Source organism: Cryobacterium sp. PH31-L1 (assembly GCF_030063145.1).
In the GTDB taxonomy this organism is placed as follows: domain Bacteria; phylum Actinomycetota; class Actinomycetes; order Actinomycetales; family Microbacteriaceae; genus Cryobacterium.
Genome location: NZ_JASISM010000002.1, coordinates 439,733 through 460,867 on the forward strand (window position 1 = coordinate 439,733; position 21,135 = coordinate 460,867).

The following is a 21,135-nucleotide window of genomic DNA, read 5'->3' on the forward strand; positions in this document are numbered from 1 at the left end:
TAGAACTAATGAAAGCCAAGAAGACAGAGACCAACGAGACCGAACTCTCCGGCTACGCCCGCGAGAGCCGGCCCGAGAAGGTCGTTGCCCGCCTGCGCCCGCACGCCCGGGTGCTGGCCTGGCCTACCCTGCTCCTGTTCGTCCTGGCCGGCGGCACCGGCTACTTCTTCGGCAACCTGCCCGAGCCGTGGCAGAACGCCGCCCTGCTCGCCGGGGCCATCCTGCTGGCGCTGCTCGGCTGCCTGCTGCCGCTGGCCGCCTGGCTCACCAAGCGCTACACGATCACCACTCGCCGAATCATCTTTCGCCACGGATTCTTCGTGCGCACCCGGCAAGAGCTGCTGCACAGCCGCGGCTACGACGTGAGCGTGCGGCAAAACTGGGTGCAGGCCGGGTTCCGCTCGGGCACGGTGCTCATTAATTCGGGGCTGGAGCATCCGCTTGTGTTGAAAGATGTTCCCAACGTCGACCTCGTACAGAGCACCCTGCACGATCTCATGGAGCAGGCCAGCACCGTTATGGGTTCCCGCCGGCAGGAGCAATCGGCCCTCGCTGCGGAGTCAGCGTTCTGGGGTCGCCGCTAGCCGAATAGCCCCGGTGCGGGTACTGACCACGGCGATACCAGCGGATGCCGGCGCCCCGCTCCGACTCGGCGCGAACACCCAGTAGCGGTACAGCGCGAAGCGAAACACCGCGCCCAGAATGAGGCCAACGACGTTGCCCGAAATGTTGTCGGCGAGAACGCTGGTGTAGCCGAGCACGTAGTGGCTGAACCAGAGGCAGCCGATGCCGATGCCCATGCCCACGAGGCTCACCGCGAGAAACTCCAGGCCCTCGCGAGCCGTGTGGTCCTGCCGGTTTTTGCTGAAAGTCCAGTAGCGGTTGCCGAGCCAGTTCACCAGAATGGCCAGCACGGTCGAGATGACCTTGGCGTAGATCGGGCCGGCATGCACGTCGGCGGAGTCGAGCACGGTGGTGCGCAGCAGGTTGAACACCGTGAAGTCCACAACGAAGCCCAGTGCACCGACGGCGCCGAACTTGAGGCCCTGACTCAGAAAGCTGAGCAGGCGCTGCTTCAGGGTGATCGACATGCGTCCGTCCGACGTTCGGTAAAGTGGGCTAGGAAAGCACTGAAGTCTCGCAGTCTACGGCGTGATGAAAGTGCCTGGCTGGGTATTCCAGATCGTTTAGCTGAACGCTTGCATAGAAAATGGTGAACAGATGGCTTTGACCGTCGGTGTGATTGGCGCAGGCCAGCTGGCCCGCATGATGATCCCCGCGGCCGTGAACCTCGGCATCGAGCTCAAGGTTCTCGCTGAAGCCGATGGTATGTCCGCGGAGCTCGCCGCCGTGAGCGTGGGCGACTACCGCGACCTGGCCACCGTGCTCGCCTTCGCCAAAACCGTCGATGTCATCACCTTCGACCACGAACACGTGCCGCAGGAGATTCTGCGCGAGCTCGAGCGCGAAGGTATCACCGTGCACCCCGGCCCCGACGCCCTGCTGTACGCGCAGGACAAGCTGCTCATGCGCGAGAAACTCGCCGAACTGGGCCTGCCCGTGCCGGACTGGGCCCGCATCACCGATGTCGTGGGACTGGCCGACTTTCTGAAGGACCACGGCGGCCGCGCCGTCGTGAAGACCGCGCGCGGCGGCTACGACGGTAAAGGCGTGCGCGTGGTCAGTCACGAACACGACGTTGACGACTGGTTTCAGGCGCTCGCCGAAGACGGCAACGGCGGCGCGCTGCTGGTCGAAGAGCTCGTGCACTTCAGCCGTGAGCTCGCCCAGGTGGTGGCCCGCCGCCCGAGCGGAGAGATTGCGGTCTGGCCGGTCGTTGAGACCGTGCAGAAAGACGGCGTCTGCGCCGAGGTCATCGCGCCGGCCCCCCAGTCCATGGGACGCCTGGCCGACGTCGCCACCGACATCGCCGTGGCCGTCGCTGAGGGCATCGGCGTCACCGGGGTGCTCGCCGTCGAGCTGTTCCAGACCACGGACGAGCGCCTGCTCATCAACGAGCTGGCGATGCGCCCGCACAACAGCGGTCACTGGTCGATCGAGGGTTCCACGACCAGCCAATTCGAGCAGCACCTCCGTGCTGTGCTTGACCTGCCGCTCGGGGCGACCGGCGCCAGGGACCCGTGGACGGTCATGGTGAACATCTTCGGCGGGCCGGCGTCAGGCTCGCTGGGTGACCGTTATGGGGCGGCGCTGGCGGAGCATCCGCTCGTGAAAGTGCACAACTACGGCAAGGCATCGCGGCCCGGCCGCAAGGTCGGCCACGTCACGGCGGGCGGCGACGATCTCGACGAAGTTGCCTATCAGGCGCGCGCCACTGCACAAATCTTTCAGGACTGAGCCATAGGATCATCTGCGTGCCAAACAACACCGAGACATCCACTGTGCCTACTGACGGCAGCAAGCCTGTCGTCGGCCTGGTCATGGGCAGCGACTCCGACTTCACCGTCATGAGTGCTGCAGCGCAGACCCTCAAAGACTTCGGGGTCGCGCACGAGGTGCAGGTTGTCTCGGCACACCGCACCCCAGAACGGATGCTCGACTACGGTCGCACCGCGCAGGCCCGCGGCCTCAAAGTGATCATCGCCGGCGCAGGGGGAGCCGCGCACCTGCCCGGCATGCTGGCCGCCATGACCACGCTGCCCGTGGTGGGCGTGCCCGTTCCGCTCGGGCTGCTCGACGGCCTCGACTCGCTGCTGTCGATCGTGCAGATGCCGGCCGGCGTGCCGGTCGCGACCGTATCGATCGGCGGAGCGAAGAACGCCGCGCTGATCGCGATCAAGATTCTCGCCATCAGCGACGGCGCGCTGCGCCTGAAGCTCGAAGACTATTCCGTGCAGCTCGCAGATCTGGTTGAGCAGAAGAACCGGGACCTCCAAGAGCGACTATGAGTAGTGTTTCCGACCCGATCCGGCACCCGAATTCCGGCTCCGCACGCATCATGACAACGCGTGCGTGGTGGCTTGTCGTACTCAATTTCATTCTGCCCGGTTCGGCGCAGGTACTGGCCGGCAACCGTCGGCTCGGCCGATTCGGCCTCGGCGCCACTCTCACCCTGGTGACCGTGGCCATCATCGCTGGCGCCGTCAATCTGTTCTGGCCCGAAGCGCTGCTTACCGTGTTCACGAGCACCATCGGCCTGTGGGTCGCCGCCGCGGCGCTTGCGTTCTACGCCCTCACCTGGCTCGTGCTCACGGTCAACACCCTCAGCTTGATCAACCTGGTCAAGGCCGCGCCCGGCGCCCGCCCGCTGATCGCGGCGTTCTCGGCGGCCCTCATGGTGGTGGTTTGTGGCACCGCCGGCTATGGCGCCTTCGTTGCCACCTCGGCCAGCGGCTTTCTCTCCTCCGTCTTCGTCGCCGGCCCGAGCCAACCGCCGGTCGACGGCCGCTACAACGTTCTGCTGCTCGGCGGAGACGCCGGCGCCGACCGTGAGGGCCTCCGCCCCGACAGCATCTCCGTGGTCAGCGTTGACGCCACGACCGGCCAGGCCACGACCATCAGCCTGCCGCGCAACCTCGAGAACGTGCCGTTCTCGGCCGGGTCCTCACTCGGCGCCCTCTACCCCGAGGGCTACGGCTCGATCGACGGATGCGACGTCTCGGCCTGCATGCTCAACTCCATCTTCACCGAGGCCGAGTTGAAACGCCCGGAGTACTACCCGAATGCCACGGCCGAGGGCAGCTCCCCGGGAATCCAGGCCACGCTTGAGGCCGCGCAGGGCATCACCGGACTCACCATCCAGTACTTCGTGCTCATTGACATGCAGGGCTTCTCCGATCTCATCGATGCCCTCGGCGGCGTCGACATCGACGTGCAGAACCGGGTTCCGGTGCACACCGACGAGACCTTCAGCAAGGTGCTGTTCTGGTTCGAGCCCGGCATGCAGCACATGGATGGCTACCACGCCCTCTGGTTTGCCCGCTCCCGCCACGGCACGAGTGACTACGACCGCATGCAGCGCCAGACGCAGATGCAGGAGGCTTTGCTCGCGCAGGCCAGCCCGGCGAACGTGCTCGCCAAGTTTCAGGGAGTGGCCGCCGCCGGCACGCGCGTCGTCAAGACCGACGTGCCGCAGGGCATGCTCCCCTACTTTGTGAACCTCGCCAGCAAGACCAAAGAACTGCCGGTCATCTCGGTGCCGCTGATTCCGGAGAACGGCGTCGACCCTGAGAACCCCGACTACGCCGCCATCAAACTCATGATCGCCACGGCTCTTGCCCCCGCGCCCACCGCCACCCCGGTCCCGTAGCCCTGAGGCTGATCCTGCACGCCGGTGTTCGCGCCGGATCCTGCATGCGCGTCCAAACGTTGCACGCGCGCCTGGCACGCTGCTCGCGCCAGCATCCGCTGATTGCTCCTGCAACTTTCGCCCGCGCGACCGCCCGTACTAATGCGCGCATGGCGAAAGCGGATGCCAACGCGGGCTAAATGACGATCACTTCGGGGCCACCAAGGTCTGACAAGACCTGGAAATCGGTGTCCTGGGTGTAGACGGTGAGCGAATGCGCGAGTGCCGTCGATGCAATCCACAGGTCGTTGACGTTGAGCCGACGTTCGCGCTCGCGAAGTTTTTGCCGCAATCGCGCCCAATGCGCGGCCACTGCCTCATCGATATTGAGCACCGTTGCGATTGACACTGTGTCGAGGGTCTGCAGTCGGGCTCCCCGTGTGTCGGCGTCCCGCGCTGCATGTACGCCGGCGTACAGCTCACCGAGCGTCACGGCGCTGACAAACTGCTCTTCGGGCAATTTGTTGAACTGTATTGCACGATTTGTCTCGAGCCCCACGAAGACGCTGGTATCAATCAGACCCCGGGAGGGGTTCACTGGATAGGACCCAGATCGTCCGTTGTCTCGTCGGGTTCCTCGTCGTCGTAGTATTCCGCGATCGGATCGCCGGGACGTCGCACCAGACGTTGCATATCGGCTTTCGTGAGAAACGCCTGCTTGCCTGAACGGATCGGCACCAGTGTCGCGATTGGAACGCCGTTGCTGGTAATCGTTACTTCTTCACCCTGTCGCGCGCGCTCGATCACATCGGCGGTGTGATTGCGCAATTCTCGAACAGGAACCAAGCTCATGCGCTGAGTGTAGCCGGGAGTAGCACGCTGTAGCAAGCATCATTCCAGCATGCCCGCGGATGCCAATAAGCGTCTCAGCCCGATCATTCACCGCTGCGGCGAAACGAGAACTTCTTGTGCCCGAAGAAGCTCAGCAACGTCGTGATCAGGAGAATGATCAGCTGTGCGAGCAGCGGAGGCACCAGCAGAACTTCCACCAGCAGCGGCAGCGCGGCGGCGTTGATGCCGATCGCTACCAGATACACGCTCACGAACCGGGCGAAGTCCCGCAGCACCTGCCCGTGCACGACGAACACGAACCGCCGGTACAGCACGAAGGCCAGGGTGATACCGACCACGTAGGAGAGCGCGAGGCTGATCAGGTAGCCGAGGTAGACATCCGCGAACACCCACACGGTGAAAAGAGAGAAGACCAGGTAGCCGACCGCCGTGTTCGTGGCACCGACCGCGAGAAACCGAACGCGCTGGTCACCCAGAAGCCTCAGCATGGTGGCTACAGATCCGCGTGCAGCTGCCAGACCCGCTCGGCGGAGTCCCGCCAGCTGAAGGCGCGCGACCGATCCTGACCAAAGATGCTCATGCGGTTCCGCAGCACGCTGTCACCGAGCACCCGGTTGATGGCGTCGACGAGTCGGGCGGGATACTCCTTCGGGTCCGACCGCTCGACCGCCACGCCGGCATCACCGGCCGCTTCGAGCAGTGCCGGGGCGTCGGAGTGCACGACCGGAGTGCCGAGGTGGAACGCCTCGATGATCGGTAGTGCGAAGCCTTCTTCCAGGCTCGGATACACGAACACGCTCGACCGGGCAATGACCACGGCCAGGTCGGAGTCGCTCAGGCCCGACAGTGCGCGCACGCGCCCCGGTGCGAGCCCGGCTTCATCGGCGACCGAGGCGAGGTCGAGTTCGCCCCAGGTATCCGGACCGAGCACGATCAGCGGCAGGTCGGGCGCACCCGGCAGCCCGAGCGCTGTGATGAGCGCCGTCACGGCCTTGCGCGGGTCGAGCGACCCGGAGGTCAGAATGTACTGTGACGGCAGCTCCAGCGCCTGCAGGCGCTCTTCCACCAAGGGAATAGCCGGCAGCACCAGCCCGCGTCCCACGGCACCGCCGATCACGCGCACCCGGTCGCCCAGATCCATGATCTCGGTCAGTTGCCTGGCTACGGCGTGGCTCGGCACGACAATCGCGTCCGCGTGCTTGCGGGCACGCTTGAGCATGCCCTTGGTCCACGCGACGGTCGTTGGGGTCAGCGACGACGGATGCGTCCACGCCAGCACGTCGTGCAGCGTCACCGCAATCTGGGTGCCGTCCTCTGCGCGGTTGTGGCGGCGCAGCGGCGCGAGCAGTCCCGGCGCGTGAATCAGGCCAGTTCCGGCCGACGCGGTCACGCCGAGCGCCCAGGCCGTGGCCAGCTCACGTCGGGCCAGCGGCGTCTTGTGCAGGTTGGCCAAGCCCGGGAGTGCGGCCTCAATGAGTTCATACTGTGCGGGTGGCGACGACGAGACGATACCCTCAACGTCGCACTCGGCTGGGGCACTAGCGATCAGCGCCCGCGTGAGTTCCTCGGTGTAACGCCCGACGCCGCCCGGAACCGGGGCGACCATCTGGTCGACGACTACCCGCAAAGTGATCATGCTGTCTCGAAAACTCCTGCAGCGAAAGCCTCGGCCTGGGCGTCCTGCCAGCTGCGCATCGGCGCAAGCCCGGCCGCGGCCCAGTTGGCGTGCCCGAGCACGGAATACGCCGGACGCGGTGCTGGCAGCACAAACGCCGAGCTGTCGGTCGGCTGCACGCGTTCCGGGTCGAGCCCGGCCAGTGTGAACACGTCGCGGGCCTGGTCGAACTTCGACGCGACTCCCGAGTTCGTGCCGTGGTAGGTACCTGCGGGCGCATCGGAGTCGAGCAGCAGCACGATCTGCGCGGCCAGATCCACCGTCCAGGTTGGCTGGCCCACCTGGTCGGTGACAACGCTCAACGTGTCGCGCGTGCCAGCGGCCTTGAGCATGGTCTTGGCGAAGTTCGGACCGTTCTTGCCGTACAGCCACGCGGTGCGCACGATGTAGCTGCGCGAACCGTTCTCCACCAGCACGAAAACCTCGCCGGCCTCCTTGGTGCGGCCATAGGCCGAGATCGGGCTGTGCGGAGTGTTCTCGGCGTAGGGCGTCGTCGCGCTGCCGTCGAAGACGTAGTCCGTTGAGATCTGCACGAGCCTGGCTTGCAGAGCGGATGCCGCCACCGCCAGATTGTACGGCCCCACCGCGTTCACGGCGTAGGCCTCGTCTTCGTGCGTTTCGGCGTCGTCGACCTTGGTGTACGCGGCACAGTTGATGATGACGTCGTGCCCGGCGACGGCGGACTTGACCGCGTCAAGGTCGGTCACGTCGAGGTCACTGCGACCGAGAGCCGTCACATCGCGGCCGGCCAAAGCCGTCTGCAGGTCAAGGCCCAGCATTCCGGTCGCGCCGGTGATCAGGTAGCGGGTCATGCTAGTTCAGCGCCGCCCGAGCCTTGAGCGGTTCCCACCACTGACGGTTGTCGCGGTACCACTGCACCACGTCGGCCAGGCCCTGTTCGAACGGAACCTCGGGGGCATAGCCGAGTTCGGCCTGAATCTTGCTGATATCGACCGAATAGCGCAGGTCGTGGCCGAGACGGTCGGCCACCCGGTCCACATACGACCAGTCCTTGCCGGTGGAGTCGAGCAGCAGCTGGGTGAGTTCCTTGTTGGTCAGCTCGGTGCCGCCGCCAATGTTGTAGATCTCGCCGGCGCGGCCGCCGACTAGCACCATGGCGATGGCGCGAGTGTGGTCGTCCACGTGCAGCCAGTCGCGAATGTTGTTGCCCTCGCCGTAGAGGGGCACGTGCAGGTCGTCGATCAGGTTGCTGACGAAGAGCGGAATGACCTTCTCGGGAAAGTGGTACGGGCCGTAGTTGTTCGAGCAGCGCGTGATCGACACGTTGAGGCCGTGGGTGCGGTGGTAGCTGCGGGCGAGCAGGTCGCTGCCGGCCTTCGATGCGCTGTAGGGGGAGTTGGGCTCAAGGGCCCGCTCCTCGTTCCAGGAGCCTTCGGCGATCGAGCCGTAGACCTCGTCGGTGGAGACGTGCACGAACCGGGCGAGTTTGTGGCGCAGCGCCGCGTCGAGCAGCTGCTGGGTGCCGAGCACGTTGGTTTCAACGAAGATCGTCGAGTCCATCACGGAACGGTCCACGTGCGATTCGGCGGCGAAGTGCACGACCGCGTCGAGCTCGGGAAACAGGGTGTCGAGCAGTTTGCCGTCGCGAATGTCGCCGTGCACAAAGCTGTAGCGCGGTGAATCGGCGATCGGGGCGAGGTTTTCGAGGTTGCCCGAGTAGGTCAGGGCGTCGAGCACGACGACCTCGGCGCCTTCCAGGCCCGGGTACTTGTCTTCAATCGTGCGTCGCACAAAGTTGGAGCCGATAAAACCGGCGCCGCCGGTGACGAGGATCTTCATATAGGAGTAACCGTTCCGTTCGCTTCAATGGCCTCCGCGATTCTACCGTGGCCGGGCGGTGGTTCCTGAGAGCCCATGCAGCGGCGTGCTCAGGCATTGGGCGAGTGCACGTGTAACCATTCCGATGAAATCCACCCAATAGGACAAGGTCGTCCTTATTACCAGCGGTGCAAGGGAGATCAACTTGAACGATGTGGCCGAGATGACGTCTTCGACAGATTCGCGTGACGCCTGGCTGGGGGCGAGCTCCTCTTGGAAGCGGACCCACATCACAACCTCCGCATGGCCGGGGCACGCTCCCTTTGCGTTCTGGCTTGTCGATGCGATTCGGCCGCGTTCCATCGTCGAGTTGGGCACGCACTTCGGGTCTTCCTACTTCGTGTTCTGTGAAGCCGCGGTACGACTCCAGTTGGATACCCGTGCATACGCCCTCGACACGTGGCAGGGAGACGACCAAGCCGGCATTTACGGTGAGGAAGTCTTCCAGTCCGTTAGCGCTACCAATAGTGCGGAGTTCTCCAGCTTCTCGACGCTTCTGCGCGGCTATTTCGACGATTCCCTCGCTTCCATTGCGGACGGCAGCGTCGACCTCCTGCACATTGACGGTCGGCACGGCTATGCAGACGTCACACATGATTTCGCGGCGTGGCTGCCCAAAATGTCGAATCGCGGGGTAGTCATCTTTCATGACATCGCCGAACACCAAGAGGGATTCGGGGTCTGGCAGTTTTGGGAGGGCGTGAGCAAGCAATATCCGTCGTTTGAGTTTGAGCACGCCCACGGGCTGGGTGTCTTGGGGGTCGGGCCAGACCTGCCGCTCACGATGCAAGCATTCTTTGCCGCTTCGGCCGCGTCGCCTGATCAGGTGCGAGCGGCCTACGAGCGCTTGGGTGCCCAAATTGAAGAACTTGCTGAACTCCACTAGCGTGCTCAGCAAGCAGAGTCCTTGGCGATCAAGGTCGCAGGAAGCGACGAGGTCATCCGTGAAGTTTAGACAGAGCTCCGAAACGCGCGCGAACGATTCGCGGCCGCGGAGGCCGACGTTACGGGGCTGCGTCAACAACTTCTTGCCCTTCAATCCAGCACCCGCTGGACTGTCACACGCCCGCTCCGCGCGATCGGTGCGCGGCTCAAATCATAGACACGCGGTGGGCGGGGGAGCCCCAACCGCTCAACGTGGCGGCCATTGCTAGACTCCGAAGGTGCAGATTCGCGAACTCTCTATCCCCGATTCATTCGAAATCACCCCCAAGCAGTTTGGTGACGACCGGGGAGTGTTTCTCGAGTGGTACCGGTTTGACAAGCTCGAAGAGCGGGTCGGGCACAAGCTCGACCTTGCTCAGGCGAACACGTCCGTGTCGAAGCGCGGATCGGTGCGCGGCATTCACTTTGCGGATGTCCCGCCCAGCCAGGCCAAGTACGTCACGGCGGTTCACGGCGCGGTTCTCGACTACATCATCGACATCCGTGTTGGTTCGCCGACGTACGGCCAGTGGGACAGCGTACTTCTCGACGACACGGATCGTCGTGCGGTCTACCTTGCTGAAGGACTCGGGCACTGCTTCGTTGCGCTGACCGACAACGCCACGGTGAGCTATCTCGTCAACAGCACATTCAGCCCGGGCCGCGAGCACGGTATCAGCCCACTCGACGAAGAGATCGGCCTCGTGTTCCCGCCCGAAGCCGGAGAGCTGCTGCTTTCTCCCAAAGACACGGAAGCCCCCACCCTCGCCGCAGCTGCAGCCGCCGGCCTGCTCCCTACTTGGGACACCGCGCGCGCCTACTACGCCACTTTGAACGACAGGAACTAACGCTTATGCGCGGAATCATTCTCGCCGGTGGCTCGGGCACGCGCCTGTGGCCGATCACCAAAGGCATCTCCAAGCAGCTCATGCCTATCTGGGACAAGCCGATGATCTACTACCCCCTCTCGACGCTCATGATGGCGGACATCAAAGAGATCCTGATCATCACCACTCCGGAGTACAACGAGCAGTTCCGGGCGCTGCTCGGCGACGGCTCCGATCTGGGTATTCGCATTGAGTACGCCATTCAGCCTTCTCCCGACGGTCTCGCCCAGGCGTTCATCATCGGTGAGGAGTTCATCGGTGACGAGAGTGTTGCGCTCGTCCTGGGCGATAACATTTTCCACGGAGCGGGCCTCGGCTCGGCCTTACGTGGCAACGCCGAAATTGAGGGCGCACGCATTTTCGCCTATCACGTCAGCAACCCCACGTCTTACGGAGTCGTCGAGTTCGATGAGTCGATGACCGCCATCTCGATTGAAGAAAAGCCGCCCAAGCCGAAGAGCAACTATGCAGTTCCCGGTCTGTACTTCTACGACAATTCCGTAGTCGCGATCGCGAAGACCATTGAACCTAGCGCGCGTGGAGAACTGGAAATCAGCACGGTGAACGAGCGCTACTTGGAGCAGGGAACCCTGCACGTTCAGGTGCTCGATCGTGGCACGGCGTGGCTCGACACGGGCACGTTCGAGTCCATGATGCAGGCGTCTGAATATGTGCGGGTTATTGAAGACCGACAGGGTTTCAAGGTGGGCTGCATCGAAGAGATCGCCTGGCGTGCTGGGTGGATCACAGATGCGCAGCTCGCCGTTCTGGCTGCTCCGCTAATTAAGAGCGGATACGGTCGGTACCTGGCAGGTCTCGTTCAGCCTTAGCGCGCAGTTCGGCGTCCCTCGATGCGAGACCGAACGTCCAGCCCGAACGCCAGGACTGCGCGAACGGGGAGAAGCCACGGGCCCGAGTACTTCTTTGCGAGAAATTTCTTCGCGCTCTCGTGGTGTGCACGGATCATTCCTGCGGACTCATCCAGCGTTGAGGTGGAGTGCGCGCCGGTGTGTACGACGACGGCGGTTGGCTCATATACATTTCGGAGACCCAAGCGTCCGATGCGGTAACCCAGGTCGACGTCTTCGAAATACATGAAGTAGCTCTCATCGAAACCATTCATCTCGTCGAAGACAGATCGACGAATCATGAGAAAAGCCCCAGACAGCCAGCCGGCATCTCTCCGAATTGGCTCGATTTCGGATTCTTTGCGGTAGTTTCGCGTCCACGGATTTTTTGGCCACAAATTGGCAAAGATCGCGTGGCCCACGCCAGATCGAAGTGACGGGATGGTGCGAGCCGAGGGATAGACCTCGCCATCGGACGAGAGAATGCGCGGGCCCACCGCAGCGATGGTCGAATCGCGGACCGACTCCAACAGGATGTCAACGCACCCGGGATTTACTGTCACGTCGGGATTGCTCACCACAACCCAGTCGATCTCTGGTCCCAATTCGCGAACGGCTGTATTGATGGCGTACCCGTAGCCCCGATTTGACGGCAGCGGGAGGTAGGTCGCACCGGCCGAGGTCGTCATCGACATAATCGCGTTGGAGGCCGCCATGGGCTTGTTGTCTGCCACGACCACGCGGAGCGGCTCGCGGGATGCCAAGGGCAGTGAAGCGAGGAACGGGCCGAGGACATCCTCGGAGCCATAGCTGACAGTGACGACTGCCACACGTGCGGTAGGGGCGGGAGGCTTCGATACGGTGGACATACGACTCCCAATCATAGTTCTAGGCTAGATTGGCATGCGGCCATACCGGCCAGATACCCCAGTGAGGCTAAATGCGATACCTAAAGGAAGTTCTCGAGTCGAGAGAGCTCCTGGCCAATCTCACCCTGCGTGAGATTCGCGGTCAGTACAAACGCACAATTTTCGGCCAGCTCTGGTCATTGGTGAACCCGCTCGCTTCAATGCTGGTTTACACCCTCGTTTTTGCGTTGATCATCCGAGTGCAACCTGAAGCTGGCGATCCCAGTGGGTTGGATATTTTCGCCGTTTGGCTACTCTGCGGGCTGCTCCCGTGGACGTTCTTCTCGAACGTGGTCCAGCAGGGCATGGGGTCGATCCTAAGCAACGTTGGCCTCGTCCAAAAGGTGTATTTCGCGCGAATCGTGCTCCCTCTCTCAAAAGTCGGGTCGGTCGGGTACAACTGGCTCTTCGAGATGGGCGTGCTCGTTGTCGTGCTGGTAATCTGCGGTGCCTTCGTCTGGCCCTGGCTTCCCCTAGTTGTTGTGACTATGGTCCTTCTGGCTATCTTCGCGGCCGGTCTCGCGCTCATGCTGGCCGTCGCCAACGTGCACTTCCGGGATACTCAATACTTTGTCTCGATCATCATGCAAATTTGGATGTACCTGACACCGATCATCTATCCCATCAGCCTCGTAGCGACGCAGTCCGACAAATATGGTGGCCTGTTCGGCACGACGGTGACGATCCTCGATGTGTACCGCATCAATCCACTTGAGCGATTCGTCGCGGTATTCCGTCAGCTCCTCTACGACAACCGGTGGCCCGATCCGCAGGACTTCCTGCTCTGTGCGATCTGGGCACTCGCTGCATTCACAGTAGGATTGTGGATCTTCCGACGGAGCGAGAGAGGACTGGCTGAAGCACTGTGAGCGAAATTGCCGTAAAAATTGAAGACGTCAGTAAGAAGTTTCGCCTGTATCACGAGCGCAATCAATCCATAAAATCTGCAATCATGCGCGGTCGTCGGTCTGTGCACGAAGACTTTTGGGCTTTGAAAGATGTCGGCTTTGAAGTCCCGGTCGGTTCGACCTTCGGCCTCATCGGTAGCAACGGGTCGGGTAAGTCGACCCTGTTGAAATGCCTTGCCAAGATCTACTACCCCGAGACAGGAAGCATCACCTACAACGGCAAGATCGCTGCGCTTCTTGAAGTCGGCTCTGGTTTTCATCCCGAATTGTCGGGCCGAGAGAACATCTTTTTGAACGGTTCGATTCTGGGAATGTCCAAGAAAGAGATCACGGGAAAATTCGACGAAATCGTAGATTTCTCGGGAGTCGAACAGTTCATCGACCAGCCGGTCAAGAACTATTCGTCGGGAATGTACGTTCGACTTGGCTTTTCCGTGGCCATCAACGTCAACCCCGATATTCTCGTTGTCGACGAAGTTCTGGCCGTGGGCGACACCGAATTTCAGGCGAAGTGTGCTCAGAAATTCGTTGATTTCAAGAATGAGGGACGAACCGTCATCCTCGTCAGCCACTCAATGGAATCAGTGCGGGAGATGTGTGACAGCGCAGCGTGGCTCAGCCACGGGGAGCTTATCAAGGTCGGTCCGGCTGACGAAACAATTGACGCCTACCTCAGATCCTTGCCGGGTGCGTCAGCAGCCTAATCGCGCTGGTGTGCTGCGCTAGCGCAGCACAGGCATCGACGCCATTTTTTTTAGTCATCTATTTGTGAGGTTCACTGTGAAGAAGCGACGTACAGGTGTTGTATCGGTCGTGCTCGTCAACTTTCGGGGTGCTGACGACACGATCGAGTGTGTACAGGGCCTGTTGAAACTGGAGTGGCCGTCAGAGCTGCTGGAAATCATCGTCGTTGAGAATGGTTCCGGTGATGACAGCCTTGAAAAGCTCCAGAGCATTAGCGGGCAAGTAACTTTGATTGAGTCCTCAGAAAACCTTGGGTTTACCGGTGGATGCAATTTGGGCGTATCGAAGTCTACTGGCGAGTTCATCGCCTTCCTGAACAACGACGCGAAGCCAGATTCCGGTTGGATCAAAGAAGCCATCGCCACCTTCGCAGCGGGCAACAATATCGGTGCTGTCGCGAGCAAGGTGCTCGACTGGGAGGGTGACCGCGTCGACTACATCGGTGCCGCCATAACCTGGTATGGCATGGGGTACAAGCCGCACGCGGGAGAGACGGACCGAGGAGCCTGGAACGACGAACGCGACGTTTTGTTCGGTACGGGTGCGGCCATGTTCGTCCGGGCATCCGTTTTCGAGCAGATCGGTGGTTTTGACGACAGCTTCTTCATGTTCTACGACGACGTAGATCTCGGCTGGCGCCTCAACCTGTTGGGGTACAGGTTCCGCTTCCAGCCCAAATCGTTGGCATTTCATAAGCACCATGCCTCCATGAACAAGTTCGGCAACTTTCGTGAGACGTACCTTCTCGAGCGCAACGCCCTGTACACGCTGTACAAGAACCTGGACGACGAATCCCTGGCGCAAATCTTCCCGGGGGCACTGCTTCTCGCAACCCGCCGTGCGGTAGCTCGTGGCGAGCACGATTCAGCATCGTTAGACCTTCGGGTTCCCGGTAACGATGATGAACCGACGCTGCCGATTTCGAAGCAGACGATGGCCGGAATCTACGCCGTCGATCAGTTCGTCGAGTTGCTTCCCGAGATGACGAAAGCGCGCGCCGAGGTCCAGGCGTCCCGCACTGTGACAGATCGCCAACTCAAGCGGCTGTTTGGTAACACCGATGAGCCGGCATACCCCATCGAGAAGTATCTTCGCGGTTACGAGAAAATCGTAGACAGTCTCGGTCAGCTGAGGATTGAAGGACGCCGACACATTCTTGTCATCACGGGCGACCCCGTCGGTCATCAGATGGCAGGCCCGGCAATTCGCGCCTGGAATATTGCCAAGCTGCTCTCAGACGAGCACGACGTGCGCCTAGTAAGCATGACGAAGGCCGTCGCTCTCGACGATGCTGTTGAGGTCGGTGTGATCGATCATCATCACCCGAACTCCGTCGTCGAGCACGAGAAATGGGCCGACGTCATCATCGTTCAGGGCCATGCGCTGGCACTGTTCCCCAGCCTGGAGACGTCAAGCAAGATTCTCGTCGTGGACGTTTATGATCCCTTGCACCTCGAACAGCTTGAGCAGGGTAAGGGTCAAACCCTGAAGGTGTGGAACAAGCAAGTGACCGAGGCGACGGATGCCTTGAACCACCAGCTGCTTCTCGGAGACTTCTTCCTCTGCGCGAGTGAACGCCAACGCCACTTCTGGTTGGGCCAGTTGTCAGCGCTCGGCCGGGTGAACCCCTACACGTATTCGCGTGACAACGATCTAGATTCGCTAATCGCCGAGGCCCCATTCGGAATTGCTAGTGTGGACCCGGTGCAGCGCAATCCGGCACTGCGCGGAGTGGTGCCGGGCATCAATGAGGGCGACAAGATCATCATCTGGGGTGGTGGAATCTACAACTGGTTCGACCCCGACACGCTCATTCGCGCCGTGGCCCAATTGGCCGTGCGTCACCCGACAATTCGGTTGTTCTTCATGGGCGTCAAACACCCGAATCCGGCCGTTCCCGAAATGGAAGCCGTCGCTGCAGCACGCGTTCTCGCCGACCAGCTCGGACTCACCGGCAAACATGTTTTCTTCAACGAGTCGTGGGTGCCCTACGGGGATCGGCAAGATTACCTGCTCGAGGCTGATGTCGGAGTGTCAACTCACTTTCAGCACGTAGAAACCACCTTTTCCTTTCGTACGAGAATTCTCGACTACCTCTGGGCGGGGCTGCCTATCGTCACGACCGAAGGCGATTCGTTCGGCAGTCTCGTCGAAAAGGAAGCCCTTGGAGCATCCGTCCCGGAACGTGACCAGGCCGCCCTAGAGTCGGCCCTCGAACGATTCCTCTTCGATGATGATGCGATCGCAGCGGCTCGGGCAAATGTGAGTCGAGTACGCCAAGCGTTCACCTGGGACAAGGCATTGGCACCACTCGTGGAGTTCTGCCGCAACCCACAGCAGGCTGCCGACAAGCAAGGCGCCAAGAAGAGTGGCAAAGGCAAGCGTGCAAAGGGAATTCCGAACGGTATCCCCAAAGCCAAGTCGTCTCGCAGCACAGGGCTTCGTCGGGACATCGAACGTGCCGCGTACTATTTTCAACAAGGCGGTCCAACCGCTGTCGTGGAGAGAATCCGTGCACGTCAAGATCGAAACAAGCCGCCGGCTAACTGATGCACTCCCGAGTCGCACCAACTAAGTTTTCACGTAGGCCCAAGCAATGAGGATTAGAAAATGAATGCGCACGACAGCGTTGGTCCCTACGATATAGTCGACGAAGTAGCTCGCCTTCGGGCGGAGCGCGACGTACTGATCGCATCCATTCGGGATCTTACTCACGGCCAACTGATCAGTCGGGATCTGGAGTTGGGCCTTCGTGCCGAACTGATGCAAGCCAAGATTGACCTTGGCAATGCCCGCGATCGTGGGGTGCACGACCTCTACATGACTCGCAGATCGACAACCTGGCGCGTTGGGCGTTTGGTCATGAAACCAGTTGTGATTGGGCGTCGCGTTTTGCGACGAATCACCAAATGACTGATCAGGGACGCGCACCACTCTTCTCGATCCTCACTCCCGTTTACGACACGCCGCTCAACGCACTCACCGACACCATCGCCTCGGTTCTGGCGCAATCATTTGAGGATTGGGAGCTGATACTGGTCGATGACCTATCTCCGAATCCACAGGTGCGCCGGGTATTGCACGATGCGGCTCTCCGTGATTCGCGCATACGCGTGATCGAGCGTTCAGCGAACGGGGGAATTGTTGCCGCATCGAATGACGCGATTCAAGCCGCTCGAGGTGAATTTTTGGCCTTGCTCGACCATGACGATCTGTTGACGACATGCGCGCTTGAATCGGTGGCGGCGGCGATTGGATCTAGAGGCGATGTCGACTACGTGTACTCTGACGAAGACAAGGTTGCTGACGACGGCAAATACTTTGATCAATTCGACAAGCCGGATTGGTCACCGGAGCGGTTGCGCGGTCAGATGTACACCGGGCACTTCTCCGTGCTTCGGGCCGAGATTGTGCGCAATGTCGGCGGATTTCGCACGGAGTTCGAGGGATCCCAAGACCACGATCTCGTCTTGAGAGTAACCGAACAAGCGCGCCAGATTCTGCACGTTCGTGAGGTGCTTTATCACTGGCGTGTGGTTCCTGGGTCAACTGCTGAGCTCACGGACAACAAGCCATATGCGTGGGATGCCGGAGTGCGGGCCGTGGACGCCCATCTGGCCAGAGTAGGTATTGCTGGCCATGCCACCCACGGTCCTGTCCCTGGAACCTATCGGATTGAGCGCGAGCCCGATCTGGACAAGTCAGTGAGCATCATTATTCCTACACGCGGTACCGCTGGTGAGGTCTGGGGCAAGCAACGTGTTTTCCTGGTGGATGCCGTGAAGTCGGTTCTCGAGACAACACGGCATCGAGACCTTGAGATCGTCGTTGTCTTCGACGCTGACACGCCCTCGGATGTCTTGGCAGAACTCGCTGAGCTGGTGGGGGACCGGCTGACGCTCGTTCCATTCTTCGGGCCCTTCAACTTCAGTCGCAAGTGCAATGAAGGTTTTCTGGCGGCTCGCGGAGAAGTTCTGCTCTTTCTGAACGACGATGTGCAAGCTATTAGCGATGAGATGGTTGGAAACCTGATAGCTCCTCTCAACGAGCCAGACGTAGGAATGACCGGCGCCATGCTCTACTTCGAAGACGGCGGAATTCAGCACGCCGGTCATTTGCATCACATGGGTCAGTTCTCTCACGCTTACTTAGGCGAGCCGAAGGGCACGTACGGCGCGTTCTCCTCGCTTCTTGTCAATCGCGAAGCCTCAGGACTGACCGCGGCCTGCATCGCAATGCCGCGCGAAGTGTTTCAGGAGGTTGGGGGATTTTCAGAACTTTTTCCGGGCAATTTCAATGATGTGGACCTCTCCAAGAAAGTTACCCAGTCGGGGTATCGCTTGGTGTGGCTCGCCAACGTTGAACTCTTTCATTTCGAGTCGCGTTCACGCAACCCGTTAGTTCATTCTTTCGAGGAGAAAATGATCATTGACCGGTGGGCCGGTCCACAGCGCGATCCCTACCTCGCCTGAATCCTCGCGAATTTTGCGGAAAGTACCATCGGGGGCTATTTTCGCGTAGCCTGAACGAGAGCTTTGTATTCAGGACATTGCCAGTAACGGAGTAACAATATTATGCTGGCCAAGTTAAAGCGCGTCGTCACAGCAATTGTCGTGGCAGGCCTCGTTGCAGTCGTGATGGTAGCTGTCCCGCAGAAGGCTGAGGCGCTCACCGGCGCTGAATTCAACCCGGGTTACATAATTTCTGACGCTCAGTTCTATGCGCGAGACGCTATGTCGCAAGACCAGATTCAGGCCTTCTTAGACGCGCAAATTGGCACGTGCCAAAATTCCCTTTGTCTGAACGTTCTGCGTATCAACACAACGACGACCACTCTCGCCTTTGGGACCTGTGCCACGTATCCGGGTGAGGCGAATGAGTCTGCCGCGCGCATGATCTACAAGGTCCAGCAGGCATGTAGCATCAGTGCCAAAGTCCTGCTCGTGACTCTGCAAAAAGAGCAAGGTCTAGTGACAAGCAAGGCTCCGACCGAGGCGATCTTGCGTAAGGCCTTGGGCCAAGGCTGCCCGGACACCGCTCAATGCGACTCCGCTTACTACGGATTTTTTATGCAGGTCTACTCCGCAGCCCGACAGTTTGCCTGGTATGGTAACCCGGCCGGTTCACACACATCCATCAAGGTGGGACAGACCAATGCTGTGCTTTTCCACCCGAATAGTGCATGTGGATCAAGCAATGTCGTAATCCAGAACCGAGCCACGGCAGCTCTGTACTACTACACGCCCTACCAGCCGAATTCCGCCGCGCTTGCAAATCTCGGGGGTGTGGGCGATGGCTGCTCCTCATACGGCAACCGTAATTTCTGGGTTTACTACAACAATTGGTTCGGTTCGCCCTCAGCCGGCACAAGCCCAATCGGAAACATCGAATCTGTGCGTGGCGCTATTGGCGGGGTAACCGTTGTGGGTTGGGCCATCGACCCCGATACCGCAAACTCAATTGACGTTCACGTCTATGTCGACGGTGTCGGAACTCCTACGTCAGCCGCGTTGGAACGCACCGATATTGGTGCCATGTTTCCCGCCTACGGAAACGCCCATGGCTTCAACATTGCGGTGCCGGTTAGATTCTCGGGAACGCACAGTGTTTGTGTCTACGGCTTCAACGTTCTCGGCGGAGACAATACGCTCTTTGGATGCTCCAACGTTGTGGCCAATGGAGGGTCTCCAATCGCTGGTATTGATGCTGTTGTCGGAAGCGCTGGTGCGATTTCGATAAACGGATGGGCAATCGACCCCGACTCTGCTGGCCCCATGTCAGTGCACGCCTATGTTGATGGAGTCGGAACAGCCTTCCTGGCCGACAAACTCCGCAAGGATGTCGGTATCGCCTTCCCTGGATACGGTGACAACCATGGTTTTTCCTACTCAATTGACGCTACGGAAGGTGTCCACGAAATTTGCCTGTACGGAATTAACATCGGATCCGGGACAAACGTCCAGTTTGGGTGCTATTCGGTGTCTATTCCGATTGCCGAACGGGGTCGTGTCCCGGTGGGCGTGCTCGAGGCCGTTTCCCCTGTCGCGGGTGGCGTGAACATCGTTGGCTGGGCGCTTGACCCTGACACGGCTAATCCGATCACCGTGGACGTGAAGGTCGACGGAATTGGTTCCGTATACCAAGCGAACAAGGCGCGAACAGATCTGGGGGCTGCTTGGCCTGGCTACGGCGGTAATCACGGCTTCGCTGAAGTCGTGGCCGTTGCGGCGGGACCACACGAAGTGTGTGCCTATGCGAGGAACTCCGGCCCCGGAGTGAACACTGTCCTGGGCTGTTCTTCTGTCACGGTCGCCAGCCCGGAGCGAATCGCAGAGCAGGGGCGGTTGCCAATTGGCGCCATCGAGGCAGCACGCCCAACCGCCGCCGGGATCGACGTCAGCGGGTGGGCCTTTGACCCGGACACAGCCTCTCCGATTTCCGTGCATGTCTACGTTGATGGCGTTAGTGCAGCGTACGTGGCAAACAAATCACGACCGGATGTGGGAAGTGCATTCCCCGGCTACGGGGACAACCATGGCTTTACCGAATCTATCGTTGCCGCTGCCGGGGCTCACCGGGTCTGTGTCTATGCAATTAATTCTGGTCCAGGCACACACCCCGCCATCGGTTGCGGGGCAGTGACTGTTCCGGAAACAGCCGGCAATGTCGAGAAGGGGAGAACTCCAATTGGGTCCCTTGACGAGATTCGGCCTGTCGCGGGCGGGGTCGTTATCGGAGGGTGGGCTTTAGACCCGGATACGACGTCCTCCATCCCGGTCCATGTCTACGTGGACGGGGTCGGTACGGCATACACGTCGAACAAGTCACGGCCGGATGTGGCCGCTGCCTACCCGGGTTACGGAGATAGTCACGGCTACTCGGAGGTAGTGCCTGCTGTGGGCGGTAGCCATCATGTGTGTGTATACGCGATAAATGCTGGCCCCGGCCTGCAACTGTTGATGGGATGCTCAACGGTGGCGGTCCCCCAGTGACGCAGTGATGGCGTTTGGCGGTTCCCTGGTGGCGTGAGTTCGGAATCGGGTGTAGGCGGGTGAGGGCTGAACTACGGGAGCTGGATATACTCATAGTGGCTTGGCCCGACTGACTACGGTGTGACTTGTGCTGGGTGTTGTTCAAGCAAGAAAAGGTTTTCGAAAGGCACACGGTATACCGCAGCTATGAGTGGTTCAGATATTTTCGATGACCGGCCAATCCTCGGGGGCCGGGTCGATAGTACAACTTTGCGGGCTACCGTGATGTCTGCCGGTGGAATCGCCGCCTCGTGAGCGCTTCAGATCCTT

21 protein-coding genes are annotated in these 21,135 nt (G+C 60.7%); 13 read left to right on the plus strand and 8 right to left on the minus strand.

Going from position 1 to position 21,135, the window contains the following annotated elements; genetic code table 11:
• Positions 1–8: 8 nt before the first annotated feature.
• Positions 9–584: a PH domain-containing protein gene (locus tag QMF22_RS06465; RefSeq protein WP_283451535.1), complete on the plus strand. Its 576-nt coding sequence runs from the start codon at positions 9–11 to the stop codon at positions 582–584.
• Here QMF22_RS06465 and QMF22_RS06470 read toward each other — a convergent pair.
• On the minus strand, positions 561–1,091 hold the full coding sequence (locus QMF22_RS06470; RefSeq protein ID WP_283451537.1) for a GtrA family protein: 531 nt from the start codon (positions 1,089–1,091) through the stop codon (positions 561–563). The two genes, QMF22_RS06465 and QMF22_RS06470, sit on opposite strands and share 24 nt — an antisense overlap.
• A gap of 130 nt (positions 1,092–1,221) precedes the next feature.
• On the opposite strand from QMF22_RS06470, the gene QMF22_RS06475 reads away from it, so the two are divergent.
• The 3 genes from QMF22_RS06475 (at position 1,222) to QMF22_RS06485 (ending at position 4,270) form a co-directional block, all read left to right on the plus strand.
• On the plus strand, positions 1,222–2,358 hold the full coding sequence (locus tag QMF22_RS06475) for a 5-(carboxyamino)imidazole ribonucleotide synthase (protein WP_283451538.1): 1,137 nt from the start codon (positions 1,222–1,224) through the stop codon (positions 2,356–2,358).
• 83 nt (positions 2,359–2,441) lie between these two features.
• On the plus strand, positions 2,442–2,909 hold the full coding sequence (purE, locus tag QMF22_RS06480) for a 5-(carboxyamino)imidazole ribonucleotide mutase (RefSeq protein WP_283451670.1): 468 nt from the start codon (positions 2,442–2,444) through the stop codon (positions 2,907–2,909).
• A complete protein-coding gene (locus QMF22_RS06485; protein ID WP_283451539.1) occupies positions 2,906–4,270 on the plus strand; it encodes an LCP family protein in 1,365 nt (454 codons plus the stop codon). The genes purE and QMF22_RS06485 overlap by 4 nt, the downstream gene beginning before the upstream one ends.
• A 175-nt stretch (positions 4,271–4,445) precedes the next feature.
• Here the strand turns inward: QMF22_RS06485 and QMF22_RS06490 are convergent, their stop codons facing one another.
• The 6 genes from QMF22_RS06490 to rfbB all read right to left on the minus strand — a co-directional run bounded on the left by QMF22_RS06490 (position 4,446) and on the right by rfbB (position 8,576).
• Entirely contained in the window at positions 4,446–4,847 is a 402-nt protein-coding gene (locus QMF22_RS06490; protein WP_283451540.1) for a type II toxin-antitoxin system VapC family toxin, read from the minus strand.
• Positions 4,844–5,101: a type II toxin-antitoxin system Phd/YefM family antitoxin gene (locus QMF22_RS06495; RefSeq protein WP_104131970.1), complete on the minus strand. Its 258-nt coding sequence runs from the start codon at positions 5,099–5,101 to the stop codon at positions 4,844–4,846. The genes QMF22_RS06490 and QMF22_RS06495 overlap by 4 nt, the downstream gene beginning before the upstream one ends.
• Before the next feature lie 83 nt (positions 5,102–5,184).
• Positions 5,185–5,589 carry a GtrA family protein gene (locus tag QMF22_RS06500; protein WP_283451541.1) on the minus strand — a complete coding sequence of 135 codons (405 nt, stop codon included), beginning with the start codon at positions 5,587–5,589 and terminating at the stop codon, positions 5,185–5,187.
• Between the two features lie 5 nt (positions 5,590–5,594).
• Positions 5,595–6,737 carry a glycosyltransferase family 4 protein gene (locus tag QMF22_RS06505; protein WP_283451542.1) on the minus strand — a complete coding sequence of 381 codons (1,143 nt, stop codon included), beginning with the start codon at positions 6,735–6,737 and terminating at the stop codon, positions 5,595–5,597.
• Complete coding sequence (gene rfbD, locus QMF22_RS06510) at positions 6,734–7,588, minus strand: dTDP-4-dehydrorhamnose reductase (RefSeq protein ID WP_283451543.1); 855 nt, start codon at positions 7,586–7,588, stop codon at positions 6,734–6,736. Before rfbD ends, QMF22_RS06505 begins: the two co-directional genes overlap by 4 nt.
• 1 nt (position 7,589) lies before the next feature.
• Positions 7,590–8,576, minus strand: coding sequence for a dTDP-glucose 4,6-dehydratase (gene rfbB / locus QMF22_RS06515; protein ID WP_283451544.1), 987 nt, complete (start codon positions 8,574–8,576; stop codon positions 7,590–7,592).
• A 193-nt stretch (positions 8,577–8,769) separates the two neighbouring features.
• Between rfbB and QMF22_RS06520 the strand changes: the two genes are divergently transcribed.
• The 3 genes from QMF22_RS06520 to rfbA all read left to right on the plus strand — a co-directional run bounded on the left by QMF22_RS06520 (position 8,770) and on the right by rfbA (position 11,256).
• Complete coding sequence (locus QMF22_RS06520) at positions 8,770–9,501, plus strand: class I SAM-dependent methyltransferase (RefSeq protein WP_283451672.1); 732 nt, start codon at positions 8,770–8,772, stop codon at positions 9,499–9,501.
• Between the two features lie 277 nt (positions 9,502–9,778).
• Positions 9,779–10,387: a dTDP-4-dehydrorhamnose 3,5-epimerase family protein gene (locus tag QMF22_RS06525; RefSeq protein WP_283451545.1), complete on the plus strand. Its 609-nt coding sequence runs from the start codon at positions 9,779–9,781 to the stop codon at positions 10,385–10,387.
• 5 nt (positions 10,388–10,392) lie between these two features.
• Positions 10,393–11,256, plus strand: coding sequence for a glucose-1-phosphate thymidylyltransferase RfbA (gene rfbA / locus QMF22_RS06530; RefSeq protein ID WP_283451546.1), 864 nt, complete (start codon positions 10,393–10,395; stop codon positions 11,254–11,256).
• Here rfbA and QMF22_RS06535 read toward each other — a convergent pair.
• Positions 11,253–12,104 (minus strand): glycosyltransferase family 2 protein, encoded by an 852-nt coding sequence (locus QMF22_RS06535; protein ID WP_283451547.1) that lies wholly within the window; start codon positions 12,102–12,104, stop codon positions 11,253–11,255. The two genes, rfbA and QMF22_RS06535, sit on opposite strands and share 4 nt — an antisense overlap.
• A 110-nt stretch (positions 12,105–12,214) precedes the next feature.
• On the opposite strand from QMF22_RS06535, the gene QMF22_RS06540 reads away from it, so the two are divergent.
• From QMF22_RS06540 to QMF22_RS06565, 6 genes are all read left to right on the plus strand, one after another.
• A complete protein-coding gene (locus tag QMF22_RS06540; RefSeq protein WP_283451548.1) occupies positions 12,215–13,051 on the plus strand; it encodes an ABC transporter permease in 837 nt (278 codons plus the stop codon).
• A complete protein-coding gene (locus tag QMF22_RS06545) occupies positions 13,048–13,794 on the plus strand; it encodes an ABC transporter ATP-binding protein (RefSeq protein WP_283451549.1) in 747 nt (248 codons plus the stop codon). Before QMF22_RS06540 ends, QMF22_RS06545 begins: the two co-directional genes overlap by 4 nt.
• A gap of 109 nt (positions 13,795–13,903) precedes the next feature.
• Positions 13,904–16,384, plus strand: a complete 2,481-nt coding sequence (locus QMF22_RS06550; protein ID WP_283451550.1) for a glycosyltransferase — start codon at positions 13,904–13,906, stop codon at positions 16,382–16,384.
• 60 nt (positions 16,385–16,444) lie between these two features.
• Complete coding sequence (locus QMF22_RS06555) at positions 16,445–16,747, plus strand: hypothetical protein (RefSeq protein WP_283451551.1); 303 nt, start codon at positions 16,445–16,447, stop codon at positions 16,745–16,747.
• Positions 16,744–18,306, plus strand: coding sequence for a glycosyltransferase family 2 protein (locus tag QMF22_RS06560; protein WP_283451552.1), 1,563 nt, complete (start codon positions 16,744–16,746; stop codon positions 18,304–18,306). The genes QMF22_RS06555 and QMF22_RS06560 overlap by 4 nt, the downstream gene beginning before the upstream one ends.
• Before the next feature lie 102 nt (positions 18,307–18,408).
• Positions 18,409–20,826 (plus strand): LasA N-terminal domain-containing protein, encoded by a 2,418-nt coding sequence (locus tag QMF22_RS06565; RefSeq protein WP_283451553.1) that lies wholly within the window; start codon positions 18,409–18,411, stop codon positions 20,824–20,826.
• Positions 20,827–21,135 lie beyond the last annotated feature (309 nt).